General features: G+C 38.4%; 10 protein-coding genes. 6 read left to right on the top strand and 4 right to left on the bottom strand.

The features are described from left to right. Positions 1-179 precede the first annotated feature (179 nt). The 3 genes from ptsN (at position 180) to rlmN (ending at position 4,026) form a co-directional block, all read left to right on the top strand. Entirely contained in the window at positions 180-644 is a 465-nt protein-coding gene (ptsN, locus tag PVV68_RS00625; RefSeq protein WP_273719648.1) for a PTS IIA-like nitrogen regulatory protein PtsN, read from the top strand. A gap of 1,608 nt (positions 645-2,252) precedes the next feature. Then, positions 2,253-2,756 carry an invasion associated locus B family protein gene (locus PVV68_RS00630; protein ID WP_273719762.1) on the top strand — a complete coding sequence of 168 codons (504 nt, stop codon included), beginning with the start codon at positions 2,253-2,255 and terminating at the stop codon, positions 2,754-2,756. A 40-nt stretch (positions 2,757-2,796) separates the two neighbouring features. Then, positions 2,797-4,026: a 23S rRNA (adenine(2503)-C(2))-methyltransferase RlmN gene (gene rlmN / locus PVV68_RS00635; RefSeq protein WP_273719761.1), complete on the top strand. Its 1,230-nt coding sequence runs from the start codon at positions 2,797-2,799 to the stop codon at positions 4,024-4,026. Between the two features lie 2 nt (positions 4,027-4,028). Here the strand turns inward: rlmN and PVV68_RS00640 are convergent, their stop codons facing one another. Beyond that, positions 4,029-4,667 carry a LysE family translocator gene (locus PVV68_RS00640; RefSeq protein ID WP_273719647.1) on the bottom strand — a complete coding sequence of 213 codons (639 nt, stop codon included), beginning with the start codon at positions 4,665-4,667 and terminating at the stop codon, positions 4,029-4,031. 263 nt (positions 4,668-4,930) lie between these two features. Between PVV68_RS00640 and PVV68_RS00645 the strand changes: the two genes are divergently transcribed. The 3 genes from PVV68_RS00645 (at position 4,931) to PVV68_RS00655 (ending at position 9,787) form a co-directional block, all read left to right on the top strand. Next, positions 4,931-6,157 (top strand): argininosuccinate synthase, encoded by a 1,227-nt coding sequence (locus PVV68_RS00645; protein ID WP_273719646.1) that lies wholly within the window; start codon positions 4,931-4,933, stop codon positions 6,155-6,157. A gap of 391 nt (positions 6,158-6,548) precedes the next feature. Further along, positions 6,549-8,210 (top strand): lysine--tRNA ligase, encoded by a 1,662-nt coding sequence (locus PVV68_RS00650; protein ID WP_273719645.1) that lies wholly within the window; start codon positions 6,549-6,551, stop codon positions 8,208-8,210. After that, positions 8,210-9,787: a peptide chain release factor 3 gene (locus tag PVV68_RS00655; RefSeq protein ID WP_273719760.1), complete on the top strand. Its 1,578-nt coding sequence runs from the start codon at positions 8,210-8,212 to the stop codon at positions 9,785-9,787. Before PVV68_RS00650 ends, PVV68_RS00655 begins: the two co-directional genes overlap by 1 nt. A gap of 457 nt (positions 9,788-10,244) precedes the next feature. Here PVV68_RS00655 and trxA read toward each other — a convergent pair whose 3' ends face one another. From trxA to addB, 3 genes are all read right to left on the bottom strand, one after another. After that, entirely contained in the window at positions 10,245-10,565 is a 321-nt protein-coding gene (trxA, locus tag PVV68_RS00660; protein WP_273719644.1) for a thioredoxin, read from the bottom strand. 108 nt (positions 10,566-10,673) lie between these two features. After that, positions 10,674-14,144, bottom strand: coding sequence for a double-strand break repair helicase AddA (gene addA, locus PVV68_RS00665; protein ID WP_273782569.1), 3,471 nt, complete (start codon positions 14,142-14,144; stop codon positions 10,674-10,676). Then, positions 14,141-17,263 carry a double-strand break repair protein AddB gene (addB, locus tag PVV68_RS00670; protein WP_273782570.1) on the bottom strand — a complete coding sequence of 1,041 codons (3,123 nt, stop codon included), beginning with the start codon at positions 17,261-17,263 and terminating at the stop codon, positions 14,141-14,143. The genes addA and addB overlap by 4 nt, the downstream gene beginning before the upstream one ends. Positions 17,264-17,678: the final 415 nt, after the last annotated feature.

Below are 17,678 nucleotides of genomic sequence, written 5' to 3' on the forward strand. Positions count from 1 at the left end.
AGCTGAATGACTATTTATTGTGATGCGCTGAGAGTGATGGGAAATAAATTAAGCCATCCCCCGTTATAAATTGAAAAGTAATATCACATGTGATGATGCAAGAAAGTGGAAGAACTTTAGATAACACCATTTACAAGTTTGTAGGTGAGCATTTGAGCATGTAAAAGGAAAATTAAAGTATGAATTTGAGTGAGTTAATTGCACCGGAAGCAATTATTCCGGCTCTTAAGGCGAATTCGAAGAAACAAGTTTTGCAGGTTTTGGCTGAAAAAGCTGCTGAGCTTACAGGTCTTAGTGAACATGTGATTTTTGATATTGTTTTACAACGTGAAAAATTAGGTTCGACGGGGCTGGGTGGTGGTATTGCAATTCCTCATGGAAAATTACCGGATATTAACAGAATTATTGGTATATTTGCACGTCTTGAAAGCCCAGTCGATTTCGAAGCTCTTGATGATGAGCCTATTGATCTTGTTTTTCTCCTTTTAGCACCTGAGAATGCAGGTGCAGATCACTTGAAAGCTTTGTCGCAAATTGCACGTGTCTTACGTCATAGCGATGTTGTTCAAAAATTGCGCAACACTTATGATGCCAATGGGCTTTATACTTTACTGATTCAAAATTCAGAATCGAATGTAGCTTAAAGGATAAGGATGGTGTGGTGTTGTTGCAATAACACATTGATTTATAATGATAATCTAGCGTTATTTATATTGAATTAGAAATCCGAATAACGTAAGATTCTCTCATTTCAAATCTGTTTATCTTGAATCAATAAATATCACTTGCTTGCACGTCATAAGCGGGGCTTGTGTGTGGGTAAAAACTGGACAAGAAAGGAGTAAAAATGCTTCTTATGAATCGTCTTAGGTGCCAAGATTTGTCGCAACATTGGGAGCTGGCAAATATAATGATGGTGCTGGCTTGCGGATAGTGCACCACAGAGTAGGCTAGGAAATAATCCAATGTGCATTTTGTGCATTTAAAGAACGAATAAGCGTAGGTCGCGTCATGTAATTTTGAAAACGCATTCTCAAGAGAATCGTTTTTTAAAAGAATGAGAAACAGGAAGAACACCTGATTTTTGTTGTTTTCCTCTACAGAGCATTTGTGATTATATTTCCAAATACTTTTTCTTTAAAGCACCTATGAGTTGAATTTTTTCATAAATCAAATCGGTTTGAGTATTTTTTATGACATGGGTATTGAAGTTCTAAAGAAGAATGAGAAATGCTGTATCCTTTGATTATGAGAAAAATTAACTGTTTAAAGATAGGCTTAGACTAAATGGCAGCTACTCTAGAAAGCTAATATTAAAAAAGGATTCCATACGGTAAAGAATAAAAATTACAGATTTTAAGTGAAACAAAAAGATTTTTTATGCGTGTATAAGCTTATTCAATCATGATTTGATAAAGAGGTTGTCAAAAAACGATAAGGTAGAGAGTTTAGAAACGGTTGCGAAAAAAGTTTGATATTTTTGTTTATAAATGACATCAAAAAAAAGATAGCGAGATTTGCCAAATCAATTTTTTTAAAAATTGTGCAAGAGAAGGAAGGTTATCGGATGTATTAAAACAATTAAGCATGTGTAGATTTCTAGAATCACTTCAAAAATTGGCAAATTAATATGATAAGGCATATAGTGCGATTAAATAATATTGAAGTAAGCAAAATGATTTACGATGGTTGATGCAGGAGCTTTATGCTCTAGGGCTTTAAGATCATGATGAGGTGGTATCTCAACGATATTGAAGACAAAGTATGGACACACTATAGTTGATGAAAGACAGTGTGTATTTAGCAGTTTTTATGAAAGTAAAAGGTTGAATATATAAAGGTTATCAGGGAGATTCGAAAAACTGTGAAATTTGGAATATTTTTTATGGGATGCGTTACCAAGATTTTGTAGCAAATTGTTTTTTGTAAAAGAGAGTGGTTTATTTCTTAAGAGGGTAATGGTATATTTTCTAGCTTTCAATTGCTTAAAGAAAGAGTTTTTGCATGAGAAACAACATTTGTTGCATAAAATCAAAATGTTGTTTTTTAGTCTTGCTGTTGAACAAAAAATTCATATTTTTGTAATAACTAAGAGGTCATAATTAGAAATTAAGAAACGGTTCGAATGAACGTTAAAATATTTCGCTTATTGAAAAGATTGGGACGACAACACTAAGGTATCGACGAGTTTTTGTTGAGCTTTTCCGATGAAGAGAATCTTGTTAGAGATTAAAGAAGTGAGCTAAATGAAGATGTTTAAAAAGACTGTTATTGCTGTATTTATAATGGTTCTGGTTTCTGCCGGAGCAGTATTTGCACAAACGCCAAGTCGTTTAAATCAATTTGAAGCTTGGGGAGCCTATACTTATAAATCGCCCCAAAAGACTATTTGCTATGTGTTGTCGGTACCTTTACAGTCTCTTCCAACGACAGTTAAACATGGTGATAATTTCTTTTTAGTTACCAAGCGGTCTCATTCTCCCTTCTCATTTGAACCACAATTCATGGCAGGTTACACACTTAAGGAAGGATCAAAAGTTACTGTTACCATTGGAGATAAGGATTTTGATTTTTTCACGAAAGATTCATCGGCTTGGTTAGCCTCATCAGAGCTAGAAAAGCAGCTTGTTTCTGCTATGCGTGCTGGAATGAATATGACAGTGAAAGCCGTTTCAAAACGGGGAACTGCGACCACCTATACTTATTCCTTAAAAGGGATAACCGCAGCATTAAATGCAACTCAGAAATGCCATTAAGGCTTTTTTAACTCTAACCTATGGGATAAATTGGGAAACAATGGCTATTTCCTATGACCTTAGACCCGTTGGCTCATGTCCAGCACGAGAAACAAGTCATGTTATCGTGAAGGAGTACTCTAAGCTTTCTTTAATTGGTTTATCTCAAGATGAAATGACACAAGCTTTAAAGGAAGTTGGTGTCCCAGAGCGCCAAACGCGAATGCGTGTACGTCAGCTCTGGCATTGGCTTTATGTGCGTGGTGTTTCAAATTTTGATGAGATGCGAAATATTTCTAAACCTATGCAAGAGATGCTTAACAGCCATTTTTCCATTGCACGCCCAGAGATTGTTGGAGAACAAATCTCAAAAGATGGTACGCGTAAATGGCTTTTACGCTTTCCAGCGCGTGGTGCTGGAAGACCTGTGGAAATTGAAACGGTTTATATCCCTGAAGAGGGTCGTGGTACTTTGTGTCTTTCATCACAGGTAGGATGTACGTTAACCTGTTCTTTTTGTCATACGGGAACACAAGTACTTGTTCGCAATCTCACAGCAGAAGAGATTTTAGCGCAATTACTCGTTGCGCGTGATTGTCTAGGTGATTTCCCTGATAAGGATACACCTGATGGGGCAATTGTTCCCGTTGAAGGACGCAAAATTACCAATATCGTTATGATGGGAATGGGAGAACCACTTTATAATTTTGAAGCAGTCAAAAAGGCTTTATTGATTGCTTCGGATGGAGAGGGACTCTCTTTATCAAAACGTCGGATTACGCTTTCAACCAGTGGAGTGGTTCCAGGCATTATCCGAACAGGAGAAGAAATTGGCGTTATGTTAGCGATTTCACTCCATGCGGTGCACGATACACTTCGGGATATGCTTGTTCCAATCAATAAAAAATATCCGCTTGCTTTGTTGATGGATGCTTGCCGTAATTATCCTGGTCTTTCCAATGCCAAACGAATTACATTTGAATATGTTATGTTAAAAGACATAAATGATAGTTTAGATGATGCTAAGCAGTTGATTCGATTACTAAAAGGGATTCCAGCGAAGATCAATTTAATTCCTTTTAATCCATGGCCTGGGAGTAATTATCAATGCTCTGATTGGGAACAAATTGAGCGTTTTGCTGATGTGGTTAATCAAGCAGGTTATGCTTCTCCTATTCGAATACCGCGCGGGCGCGATATTTTAGCAGCATGTGGTCAACTTAAATCAGCATCAGAGCGTTTACGTAAATCTGAACGTTTGCAGTTTGAAGATGCGGTAGGTAGTCAATAAACTCAATTTTCTGTTATGAGAAGATGAAGGGCAAAGCTGGTAAAAGTACCTGCGATAAGCCAGTCAAGAAAGCGAAGATAAAAAGGATTTTTCTTGAGATTTTTAAAAAGTTCATGTGCCATAAAAACAATAGAAATTGCAATGGGGAGAGAAATAACGATGTAAGAAAGCCCTAAAATAAGTAGTTTTTGCGTTGCCATAGGGTCGTTCGCATTAATAAATTGCGGTAAGAAGGTCACGTTAAAGAGAATAACTTTAGGGTTTAAAAGGTTAATTCCAATACCAGCAAGATAGTTACGTTTAGAGCTCTTGTATTGAGATGAGCTCTGTTCAATAGAAAATGTTGAGCGTTTACGTAATGCTTGAAGAGCAAACCATAAAAGATAACAAGCGCCAGCAATTTTAAGAAAAGAAAAAGCACGTGGTGAAGCAAAAATAAGAGCAGAGAGGCCAAGCGCTACACCAGTCACTTGAATGACAAAACCTGTTGCGCTTCCAAGAACACACATAATTCCGGCTTTTTTACTTTGTGTAATAGTTCGTCCTATAGAGAGCATCATGTCAGGTCCTGGAATAAGAGCTAAAATCAACGATGCCACAAAAAATTGTATTAAAATAGGCCATTCAGGAAAAAATGACATATAAACCTCTTCATTCTCGATAAAGGCGCTCAAGCTAATGATGCCACAAAAAATTATATTAAGATAGTTCATTCAGAGAGAAGTGCTATTTAAAGCCTTTTGTTGTTGTGTAAAGAGGTTTAAATAATTTACACTTCTTACAAATTACAAAAAGTGCTTCTTTACACATTCTTGTATGTTTTTGCATCTTTTAAGTGTTGTTCAAAAGGAGTTTATTTGCATATTTTTTAATTTCTCAAATTAAAAGAAAACGGAATTTTAAAATGAAAAAGTGGCAAAATATGAGAAAAGTTGTTTTAGCTTATTCAGGTGGTTTGGATACGTCCATTATTTTGAAATGGTTACAAAGTGAACGAGGTGTTGAAGTTGTAACTTTCACAGCTGATTTGGGGCAGGGGGAAGAGTTAGCACTTGCACGTCGTAAAGCTGAGATGCTTGGTGTTAAAGAAATCTATATAGAAGATTTACGTGAAGAATTTGTACGTGATTTTGTCTTTCCGATGTTTCGAGCCAATGCCGTTTATGAAGGAACCTATCTTTTGGGAACATCAATTGCTCGTCCACTTATTTCAAAGCGGCTTATTGAAATTGCTAAGGAAACAGGAGCCGATGCCATTGCCCATGGAGCAACAGGAAAAGGCAATGATCAAGTACGTTTTGAACTTTCTGCTTATGCACTTAATCCTGATATCAAAATTATTGCTCCCTGGCGTGATTGGGATTTTAAGAGTCGAACAGATTTGATTGATTTTGCACATGCCCATCAAATTTTGATAGAGCGGGATAAACAAGGCGAAGCACCTTTTTCAGTTGATGCAAATTTATTACATTCATCGTCAGAAGGAAAAATTTTGGAAGATCCAGCGACGCCTGCTCCAGAATATGTGCATATGCGGACTCTTTCGCCGGAAGCTGCTCCAGATCAAGCAACCATAATCACTATTGGCTTTAAAAAAGGTGATGCCGTTTCGATCAATGGGAAAAGTCTCTCTCCTGCAAATTTACTTTCTGAATTGAATGATTATGGGCGCGATAATGGTATCGGCCGATTAGATTTGGTAGAAAATCGTTTTGTTGGTATGAAATCGCGTGGCATTTATGAGACACCAGGAGGAACCATTCTTTTGGCGGCTCACCGAGCAATGGAATCTTTAACATTGGATCGTGGTGCTGCGCATTTGAAAGATGAGTTAATGCCGCGTTATGCAGAACTCATTTATTATGGCTTTTGGTTTTCACCTGAACGCAAAATGTTGCAAGCTGCTATTGATTTATCTCAAGAAAATGTTGAAGGTGAAGTGACACTCAAACTTTATAAGGGTAATGTAATTGTCGAAGGACGCCAGAGCAAAAAGTCACTTTACTCTAGTCAATTGGTTACCTTTGAGGATGATGAAGGAGCTTATGATCCAAAAGACGCTGCCGGCTTTATTAAATTAAATGCTCTGCGTTTGCGTACATTAGCGGCGCGTTCTCTAGAGTGTAAGTAAATCTCACTCTTACAGGTATCATAAAAGGGTGTTTTTTGTATAACATGTTTAATTTTGTTATTTTTCTAACGTATTGGTGTTAGAAAAGAGGTTAATAGTTTGTTTTTTATCCAATTCTAGAAGATTTCTTCTTGATGGTAATAAGTAAACTTTAGAAGAGCAGCAATTAAAATGCCAATAACAAAAACGAGTCCACGATATTGAAATAATAGTTATATTTCAGTGATATAAAAATAGAAGAAAATACAACAGAAAGAACAAGGTTGATCTTAGTGACAGCAAGAGCTTGATAGAAAGATTTTTGACAGCTTTTTGCTTGCTATTATTGACGAATGAATTCAAGAACCATACACCATACCATTAAAGAGTTTAATTTTTTAGGATAAAGATAATGATGCCTGATCATTGTGATACCGTTAGCCTTACGCCAGAATTAAAAGATGCGGCTGTTCAATCGAGAGCTTGGCCATTTGAAGAAGCACGTAAGATTATCAAACGATACGAAAAAACAGGTTATCCAAAAAATATAATATTTGAAACGGGCTATGGACCTTCTGGTTTGCCACATATTGGTACCTTTGGGGAGGTCGCACGTACCACCATGGTGCGTCATGCTTTTCATATTCTCACAGAGAATAAAGTGAAAACAAAATTGCTTTGTTTTTCTGATGATATGGATGGTTTGCGCAAAGTTCCAGATAATGTGCCTGATCGGGAGAAGATGGAAAGCTATCTTGGTCAACCGCTTAGTCGCGTCCCAGATCCTTTTGGTGATATTTATCCTTCTTTTGGAGCAGCAAATAATGCGCGTTTGCGCACTTTTCTTGATCGTTTTGGTTTTGATTATGAATTTGCCAGTGCTACCGATTATTATAGTTCCGGTCGTTTTGATGAAACACTCTTAAAAATTCTTGCTTGTTATGACAAGGTGATGGCAATTGTTTTGCCTACTTTGGGTGAAGAAAGGCGCGCTACTTATTCACTCTTTTTACCGATTTCTCCATTTTCTGGAAAAGTATTACAGGTGCCAATGATTGCTCGTAATGTTGAAAAAGGCACGGTCACCTATATTGAGCCTGAAACAGGAGAGACCATTGAAACGGAAGTAACGGGGGGAAAAGTTAAATGTCAATGGAAGGTAGATTGGGCAATGCGCTGGACAGCGCTTGGTGTGGATTATGAAATGGCAGGCAAAGATCTTATCGATTCCACGAACCTTTCTTCTAAGATTTGTAAAGTACTTGGTGGAAAACCACCAGAAGGATTTAATTATGAGCTTTTTTTGGATGAGAAGGGTCAGAAAATTTCCAAATCCAAAGGAAATGGCTTAACCATTGATGAGTGGTTAACATATGCTCCAACGGAGAGTCTTGGGCTTTATATGTTTGCAAAGCCCAAAACAGCAAAACGACTTTATTTTGATGTTATTCCCAAAGCCGTTGATGAATATTATGCGCATCTTTCGGCTTATGGTCGCCAACAATGGAAAGAGCGGCTTAATAATCCGGTATGGCATATCCATAATGGTTGTCCTCCGCTGGTTGATTTGCCTGTACCCTTTGCTCTGTTACTCAATTTGGTAAGCGCTTCAAATGCAGAGAATAAAGAGGTTCTTTGGGGTTTTATTTCTCGCTATGCTAAAGGAGCAAATGCACAAACTTATCCAGAACTTGATCAATTGGTGCAATTTGCTCTGAAATATTTTGATGTTTTTGTTAAACCCAATAAAAAATTTCGACCAGCAGATGACAGTGAACGGGCAACATTAAGGCGAATTGATGCAAAATTAGCCAGTTTGCCTGAAGCTGTTGATGGAAACACGATTCAAAATGCACTTCTTGATGTTGCACGTTTAACGGAACGCTACCAAGATCATAGCAAAAAAAGTCCTGAAGGGGGGCCTGGTGTTTCAAATGTCTTTTTTCAAATGTTGTATGAAGTTCTTTTAGGGCAAGAACGAGGACCACGGTTGGGATCATTTATTGCCTTATACGGGATTGATGAAATGCGTGCACTGATTGCTGAAGCGCTTGCGCGACCTGTGGGGGAATGATGGAAAAGCGTGTGCAAGAAGTAAAACGGCGTCGTACATTTGCAATTATCGCCCATCCAGATGCGGGAAAAACAACGCTAACGGAAAAACTGTTATTATTCGGTGGTGCTATTCAGCTTGCTGGTGAGGTAAAAGCGAAAAAAGATCGTATTCAAACCCGTTCTGATTGGATGCATATTGAACGGGACCGTGGTATTTCAGTTGTAACATCCGTGATGACATTTGAATATGCAAATCACATTTTTAATCTTCTGGACACTCCAGGGCATGAGGATTTTGCTGATGATACCTATCGCACTCTCACCGCTGTTGATAGTGCTATTATGGTGCTAGATGGTGCACGTGGAATTGAGCCTAGAACACTAAAATTATTTGAAGTGTGTCGAATGCGAGATATTCCTATCGTTACTTTTATCAACAAAATGGATCGTGAAGCACGTGATCCTATAGAGCTTTTAGATGAGATTGAAGAAAAGCTCGCCCTTGATACTGTACCAATAACTTGGCCGATTGGTACAGGTAAAGATTTTGTAGGAACATTTGATCTTCATCATAATCGATTTCGTCAAAAAGATGATGAGGTAACACAACAGACAGTTTCTAAGCTTGATGAGGTTGCAAATTTGCTTCCTGAATATCAACGTTTGAATTTTATGGAAGGCGTAGAACTTGCACGTAGTGCTTGCAAAAATTTTGATCTTCAAGCTTTTCGTGAAGGCCATATGACACCGGTTTATTTTGGTTCGGCTTTACGAAATTTTGGCGTTCGTGATTTGATTAATGCGCTCGTTGATTTTGGTCAAAGTCCTCGTGATCAGAGTGCAGATAAACGCAATATTGTTGCAACAGAATCTAAAATGACGGGGTTTGTGTTTAAAATACAAGCGAATATGGATCCTAATCACCGTGATCGTATTGCATTCTTTCGGGTATGTTCGGGAACACTGGAACGTGGCATGAAGACAAAATTAGTCCGAACAGGAAAACCGATAACACTTTCAGCACCACAATTTTTCTTTGCGCGTTCGCGGCAAATTGCTGATCAAGCTTATGCCGGTGATATTGTAGGAATTCCTAATCATGGAACATTGCGTATTGGTGATACCTTGACAGAAGGAGAAGATATCCTCTTTAAAGGTGTGCCCAATTTTGCGCCGGAAATTTTGCGTCGTGTTTGTTTGGGTGATCCAATGAAAGCAAAAAAATTGAAAGAAGCTTTACAACAAATGGCGGAAGAAGGGGTTGTGCAATTATTTATCCCTGATGATGGTTCACCTTCTCTCATTGGTGTGATTGGTGCTTTGCAGATTGATGTTCTCAAAGAACGGCTTAAAATAGAATATGGCTTGCCAGTAAATTTTGAACCAGCACGTTTTAATATATGCCGTTGGATTTCAGCAGAGAGTAAAGATGAGCTGCAAAAGTTTCTTAACAATCACCGTTCTGCCATTGCCCATGACCTAGAGGGTGCTCCGGTTTTTTTAGCAGAAAACCATTTTTCACTAAATTATGAAATAGAGCGAGCACCGAAAATAAAATTTGCTGCTTTTAAGGATTATCAAATACGTTCTGAGTAAACTACAATAAATTGATTTATAAAGATAATTAATCGTTATTCATCTTAAATAAAGGCCCCCCATCTCCCACAATTATCTCATTTCAAATCTCTCTCATGGAGAATCAATCAAAACCATTCGCTTGCACGTTACAGATGGGGGTGGCGTGTAGGTAAATGGCATAAGCAAGAAATAAAAATACTTCTTATGAACCGCCTTAAGTGCCAAGGGCTATAGAAACATTGTGAGCTAGAAAAGAGTATAATGCCAATTTGCCTTTCATAAGTGTAAAGATGGTGAGTCAAGAGGCTTTATCATGATATCATTCATGGACACTGTCGGGAAATGGATTTAAGCTCTTTTAAGAGATGTTTTTTTAACAGATAAGTTTTAAAAGAAGAAAAAACTGTTCTCAAAAATCATAGAAAAAGGAGAGATACGCTCTCTTCTTTTTATAGAAAAATCCCTATAAGAAGATTTAAAGAAGTCCTTTGATCCATTCAGAAATGCGTCCTTTGGCAGCTGCACCAACCATATTTGATTCAACATTTCCACCTTTGAACATCAATAAGGTAGGAATCGAGCGTACTCCATATTGGGTAGCTAGTTCTGGATTTTCATCGATATTCACTTTGGCAATTTTGACTTGATTTTGCATTTCCATTGAAATTTCATCTAAAATCGGAGCAATCATTTTGCAAGGACCACACCACTCTGCCCAAAAATCAACCACAACAGGGGTAGAGGAGGTCAGAACTTCATTTTCAAAATTGCTCTTATCAACTTTTATACATGTCATTGATTTGTCCTTTATATTCACTTCTATAGATTGGTACGATAACGCTTCATATCAAGTTATTGCAAAGATAAATGATAAGGAGCTTTGTGAAAAAGTTTTTTTAGTTTATCATGCAATCTCATCAAGAAGCACCTCGAGTTTTTCCGGAAGAAGCTTAAAAACTTTCACCTCTTTACTGTAAACAAGAAGAGCTTGGATATCTTTGTGTGGATGAATAGCTTGCAGCAATTTGTGGTAAAGAGCTATTTGCAACAAATGGTGTGGAGGGATAGCAGCTTCATTTTCAGGTGGGGCGCCTGTTTTAAAATCCGCAAAAATTATGCTCTTTTCTGTGATATAGAGACGGTCAATTTGTCCGGAAATTGCTTGTTCTTTTCCACGAATTTTGACAATACCCATTAAAGGAACTTCAGCACGTGAATGTTCAGAGAAGAGGGGGGCAAGATAGGCATGATCTAAAATTTTCCAAATATGACAAAGTGCCTTTTCTCTTTGTGTTTCCTGCCAATGAGAGACTTTGCTATTGAGATAGTGTTGGGCATAATCGCGACGTTTTTGAGGGGGGCAATTGGGCAAGTGTTGCAGCAATCGGTGAACAATATTACCATATTCAATGAAAAAATCTCTGTTGGTATTTTTTTCTCCTAAGACAGGTGAAATACTAAGATATTTGGAATGAGAGGAAATCTCAGGATCAGCTTCAATAGAAAGGCTAGCAACAGAGGGTCTCAATGGTTTGGGTAGAACTGGTTCTGCTGGAACTTTATGAGAAAAAAAAGCAGGCAAAGATGGGAGTGTTTGGCACTCGGCACAAGGTCTTTCCTGATTTATAGAGGGAGAAGAAGGTGTAATGCAATAACGCCAAGCCTCAATATCTTTTTCTGGACCTTCTATAGCAACGGCATGGGGTTTAAGAGCATTTTTTACCAATTGTAACCATGTCTGAGGGGAGTTTTTTTCACCACGATATCCACAAACGAACAATCGGTCTTCAGCACGTGTCATTCCTACATAGAGCAGACGCCTATATTCTTCTTCTGCGCGTTCTTTTAAGCATGACAGTGCTTGTTTAGAGAGTTTTGTATCAAATTTTTCATTAGGACGCCAAATAAACGCTTGTTGATCATGACCTTGCCCATGATTTGAAGGCACTTTAAGCAAATGAGGTGCGTGTTGAGGATGCCAAATAGTGCTTCCTGGATCAACCAGAAAGACTACAGCAGCTTCTAAGCCTTTTGCGGCATGAACAGTCATAATACGAATTTCTTCGTGATTTTGATCAAACTCGCGTTTAATTTCTGGATCATTTGCAGTAAGTGTTTCCAAAAAAGCTTGCAATCCTGGTAAACCAGTTTTTTGAATAGTGAGTGTATAATCCATAAAGGCATCAAGCACATCATTTGCTTCGACTCCTAAGCGGGCTAGGATTTTCTGCCGTCCCTTATCGTTATTTAAAATATGGCTATAAAATTCAAAAACCGGTATTTTATCCACAAGAGTACGATAGTGATTCAAATTTTCAAAAGCATCTTTTAAAGATGCCTGTGATGAAGCGTGCATACAAAGGCTTTGCCAAAGGGAGTCTTGACGATGAGCGGCAAGCTGAAAAAGTTCCTCCTCGCTAAGAGCAAAAAGTGGACTTTTTAAAACACAAGCAAGAGAAAGATCATCTTTTGGTTGCAAAACAAAACGTGCCAGCGCCATTAAATCACGCACACTCATATGATTGGTGAGTTGTAACCGATCAGCACCCGCTACAGGAATATTGCGTTGTTTAAGGGCGCGGGAGAGAGCAGAAACAAAATGATCACGTTTCCGTACCAAGACCATAATATCACTGGCACGCATAAGGCGTCCTTTTGCTGGTAGTATTTCTCCATTGTGCAACCAGTCGGCAATTGTTTCAGCAATTTTTTCTGCCAAACGTCTTTCAGGTGTGTCGAAATGCTCAACGCTTAAATGCCACTTATCAGGAAGTTCATTTTTTTCTTTAGAGAAAGCATCCCATACAATAACATCACCTGGGCTGTGAACACGAATGGCTTCATGCACTGTCTTTGTATTTTCTGCTGAAAGCCCTTTGTAATTTTCTGGTGTTTCAAAAACAAGGTCAACGCTTTTAAGGACATCAGCTGTAGAGCGAAAAGAATAATTGAGTTGTATTTTTTCAAATTTCTGATTGACTTGCTGCACTTTTTTTTGAATTATTCGTCCATTTTCAGCAAAGTTTTCTGGAGCAGCGCCTTGAAAAGAATAGATTGATTGCTTTTCATCTCCGACAGCAAAAAGAGTACGGATATTTGTACGTTGACCATGTCCTGTGAAAAATTCTTGCACCAAAAGCTGAATAATTTGCCATTGCTCAGGGTTGGTATCTTGTGCTTCATCAAGCAAAATATGATCGAGACCATTGTCAAGTTTATAGTGCACCCATTGGCTTGCACCTTTACGCTTTAACAAATGGAGTGTGCGCTCAATGAGATCATCAAAATCTAAGAGGCTATTGGCTTTTTTAAGATTTGCGGTGATTTTAAGATATAGAGCACAAATATGAAAAGCAGTTCTATTAAGTGTGGCGATTTTCACACATTGATATTTTTCTAAAAGAACAGAAAGTTTGCTTTGTTTATCTGCAATCATTTGTTGAATAAAAGGCCAGATTTCATCTGCTTTTTTACAAGATAAACGTGAAAAATTGCGCGGTTCTCCTGTTGTTTTAAAGTAAATATCAGAAATAATATCGATAATATTTGTTTCATCACAAGTGTCTTTTAATTGGGAAAATTTCGCGATCATATCTTTAAGGCTCTTATTGCCATAGGTTTGGCAATGTGTAAGAGCATAAAGAGGTAAGCAGGCAGTTTGTTGAATGTTTTCTAATAATTGTTCATTTGTTTCATTGGGTGCTAACTGAAAGAGCGCACGCAATTTTTCCTCACCATTTTCAGATAGAATAGAGGTCAAAAAACCAGACAATTTATGTTGTTTTTCAGTTGCTTCATACAACAATTGGTTAAAAGTGTGCTCACTGATAACTTTAAGGAGCTGTTTCAAAGAAGCCTGTGCATCTTTATGCTCCAAAAGCTGGCGACGGGATTCTTCGAGGAGTTTTTTGCGACTGATATCATCAAGTAGTTCGAAATGTCCGGCGATATTTGCTTCTAGCATAAATTGATGCAAAAGAGATTCACAAAATGCGTGAATAGTTTGAATTTTTAAGCCCCCTGGAGTCTCTAAGGCACGAGCAAAAAGTTGACGTGCATAGGTCAATTTTTGCGCATTGATGGGCTTCTTTTCAAGCTGTGATAAGGTTTGTTGTAACTGTGTGTCGTTCAATTCATTCCAACTGGAAAGTGTGCGAAAAATTCGCGATTGCATAACAGCAGCAGCAGCTTTTGTATAAGTAAGGCATAAAATACGTGCTGGAGGGGTACCGTTTAAAAGCAAACGAATGACACGTTCACTTAAAACGTGGGTTTTTCCAGATCCTGCATTTGCAGAAACCCATACATTTGTTTTTGGATGTGTCGCTGTTGATTGTGCATCAAGGGCTGTTTCAGGAATAGAAAAAAAAGTCATGATTGATCCGCTTTTTGAAGTCCACTTGACCATTCCCATAAGCGTGCCAGATGGTCATAGTCCCCTTCATATCGTGTTGCTATGGGGACGGCATGTGAAAGATAGCCTTGTTGTGGATTTTGATAATGGTTTATTAATGCGATAAGGTGTTCCCATGCTTTTTCACCAAGATGAATTACGCTTTGATGCTCTTTTTCTTCTCTCTTTAGAAGAATCGATTGGGAAGTGATTTTGCCTTTTCTATTGAGAGCGATGTAAAATAAATTGACAGGGATAAGATTTTGAAAATTTGTAAAAGCACCTTGCATGAGCAAAGCTGTTTCCAATGCCAATTGTGGAAACAATAAATCGCGTACTTGTTTTGATGAGGGAGGTGTACTGGTTTTAAAATCAAGTATTTCAACCATTTTATTTGGTAAGACATCAATACGATCAGCGCGCCCTGAAAGGGTTACACCTGTTGTACCTATAGGTATTTTTTGCGATACCACTTCAGCATATCGTTCTCGAGGTCCTAAACTTTGCTCCCATTGCAGTAAAAACGGAGCAAGATTTTCAAAATTGTTCCACCAGATTGCTTCAATATCGGCAGGCAAATTGAATTTATCAAATTCTTGACGTCCGATATTGAGGAGTACATCGAGTGCATTTGCAGCATTTGGATTTTTTATTTTTGTGCAAAAAGCAGCAAGAATAGCGTGATAAAGCATTCCACGCTCAGCAGCGCTAGGAGCATTAATGAGTGCTTTAAGCGGTTTGAGACGCAAGATTTTTTTGGCATAAATAGCATAAGGATCATAGCGCAATGTTGCGATTTCAGTGACGGAAAAATGGCGTGGGCGCGCCTCAAGAGGGGGAACAGGACAAGGACGTGTCGCACTGGCAATGCTCTTTGTATGATCAAGCATTGTCGCCCAATGAAGGAATATTTCACCACGTGCACGAATTTGTTGCCAAACCTGTTTTCCTATAACTGTTTCTAAGCGCTGTAGCCAACGTGAAGGAAGTGAAGGGGTGTGATTAACTCGTATTGCTCGGCTCATCACCACGTTATTCATTCCCATAGCCCACTGAAAGTCATGGGCAGAAAGACCAATACGTTGTTCTGGGGGTTCAAGCGTTAACATCATTTTCATTGGTCGTGATAAAAAAGCATCATTGCGGGTTGTAATAGGCCATGATCCTTCATTAAGTCCCCCTATAACCACGGTATCAACGGTTTGCAAACGTGATTCCAAAGTGCCCCAGATGAATAAACGTGGATGTCCTCCAGGTGGAGGGGTGACAGAGCGCGTTGCAATCAGGGCTGAAAATATAGCTGGCCATTCGCAAAGAGAGAATGTTAATCCTGATTGATCACTCACCAATTCACGCAAAAAAGCCAAAAGAGCTTGTCCTGCTTCATGTTGATAAAGATGCACAAGAGAATCGTTTTCATCACGCCCAAAATTTTCAAAAACTTCAACTGTTGCTACCGCTGCCTCACTGATGGTACATTCCCTTTCTTGTGTCATGAGAGATGCTAAAGGCTCCACAGCTTTAACCAAAAGATCACAAAGCAGGCGTGCTTCTTCATAGTTTTGTTGATCAAGAATGTTGTTTTCAAAAATATGATGGGAATATATTTCTATCCATTTTTCAAGGAATTGGTCGCATTCGCAAAGATGAATACAGCTCGTATTTCCTCGAAGAACAAAGAGTTCAAAATTTTCTGCTATTTCACGTAAGTGGTGACGGTTTTGTCCTAGTGTTGTGAGAGGATGTTTGAGAAGGGAAAGAAAAGCAATAGGATCATGAGATTGTAAGACATTTTCTAAAATAAGTCGTAACAGGGTTGCAGGTAATGTTTGTGCAAGTGGTATTCCACCTGAATCATTTGCTTCAATGCCAAAACGCTGTAATTCAGCTGTGACACGGCGTGCCAGATTGCGATCATTGGTAATAAGAGCTGCAGTTTTTTGAGGCTCTTCAATAGCATTACGTAAAGCAACAGCAATAGCGAGTGCTTCTTGACGCTCATTTACAGCTTCAATGAATGACCAATTTGCGCAAAGGTTTTCATAATCATCGCGGACAATTTGCACCCATCGCTCTGTTGTTGAGGCTGGTCGCAGTGCTTCTGATAAAAGAGCAGCACGTCTTTTTTGTATTGCACTTTGTTGACCAATTTCGCGCACATCAATGCGGTGGCACCCCATCAGAGAGAGAAGTTTTTTTAAGTGATATTGAGGATGGCTAAAAACGTTTGTTGCATGATCGAAAACATCACCAGTTGTTTTTTCGCTATAAGTTGTGCCTAATGCCTCCCATTGTCCTTCATCCATATAAAGATCAAGTCCAGGAAGAACAACAGCGCCTTTTGGCAGAGAAGAAATGACTTTTAAAAGATGAGAGACTGCGGGAATAGAACCTGATATACCAGCGGCGATGATAGGCTTATCAGGCCAAGCCCGCCGTAAAGTTTCAGTGTGCATTTGGAGTGCTTGATTGCGCCATGCAACTGGATTACTTTGCCCTTTCTCTTGTAAGATTTGTGGCCAACTTTTTGTAACAATGGTGAGGAAATTGAGCGTTATTTGCCACCATTCGGCAACCATATCGGGAGCAATTTCTTTAAGTTTTGACCAATCTGCTGCTTCTGTTTCCATTTCATCCATCAACTGCGCTAAATCTTGAGCAAGCCAAATTGCATCAGCTGTATGAGCAGGAATAAGCACGTCTTCTGTACCAAACATGGCACGCAAATGATCTGGTAAATTTTCACGCCATGGACGAATGAGACGTGCGAGAAGCAGGAGACGTTCACTTTCTCCAATGGGAGGATTTAGCATGTGGATATGATTGTCATCAAAAAGAAAGCTTTCCTCATCCACGTCTCCTAGAGCGCGAATAGTTGGTAAGAAGGTTGATTTTGTCTCACTTCTTTCAACAAAGGCTGTACGCAAAGCACGAGCAGCACGGCGCGTTGGTACATAAATAAGGGTATCCGCAAGAGCTGTTTGGATATCCCCATTTGCTGCAAAATTATCAATAAGAGTGTGAGAAAGTAGTGCATCGACAAAATGCGGTAGAAAAGATGTTCCCGGAGAAATAGAAAAGACACGTGGTTTATAAGTCATGTGATCTCATTTAGAATGCGTGGAAATATTCCATCTTATTGATTATTTGTATTGTTTCTACTCTATACAATTTTTATGAAGGTAAAAACCGAAAAGCTACATTTTTTACAGGAGATTTTGAGTTTCATCCTATAAAAAATCGTAATAGATCATATGGTTTAAGTTTTTGCGCAAGAAGATAAAGAACTTTTCACATAATTTTTGCACAAAGAATGCATTAGAATTCAGTATCGAATTCAAACAGGCACTATAAAGAGCAACGGTTAAATTTAAAAAAACTTTTGCTTTGCAAGGACATTGGTAATTCATTGCATAGCATAAATAAGAAACGTTGCGTACTGATTCTATGGTGCAATATGAAAGTACTGCTTATAGATGATATTATTTTGAAAAAATTTCTCTATAACCTTGTAAG

It is taken from the genome of Bartonella sp. ML69XJBT, from assembly GCF_028618515.1.
Lineage (GTDB): Bacteria > Pseudomonadota > Alphaproteobacteria > Rhizobiales > Rhizobiaceae > Bartonella.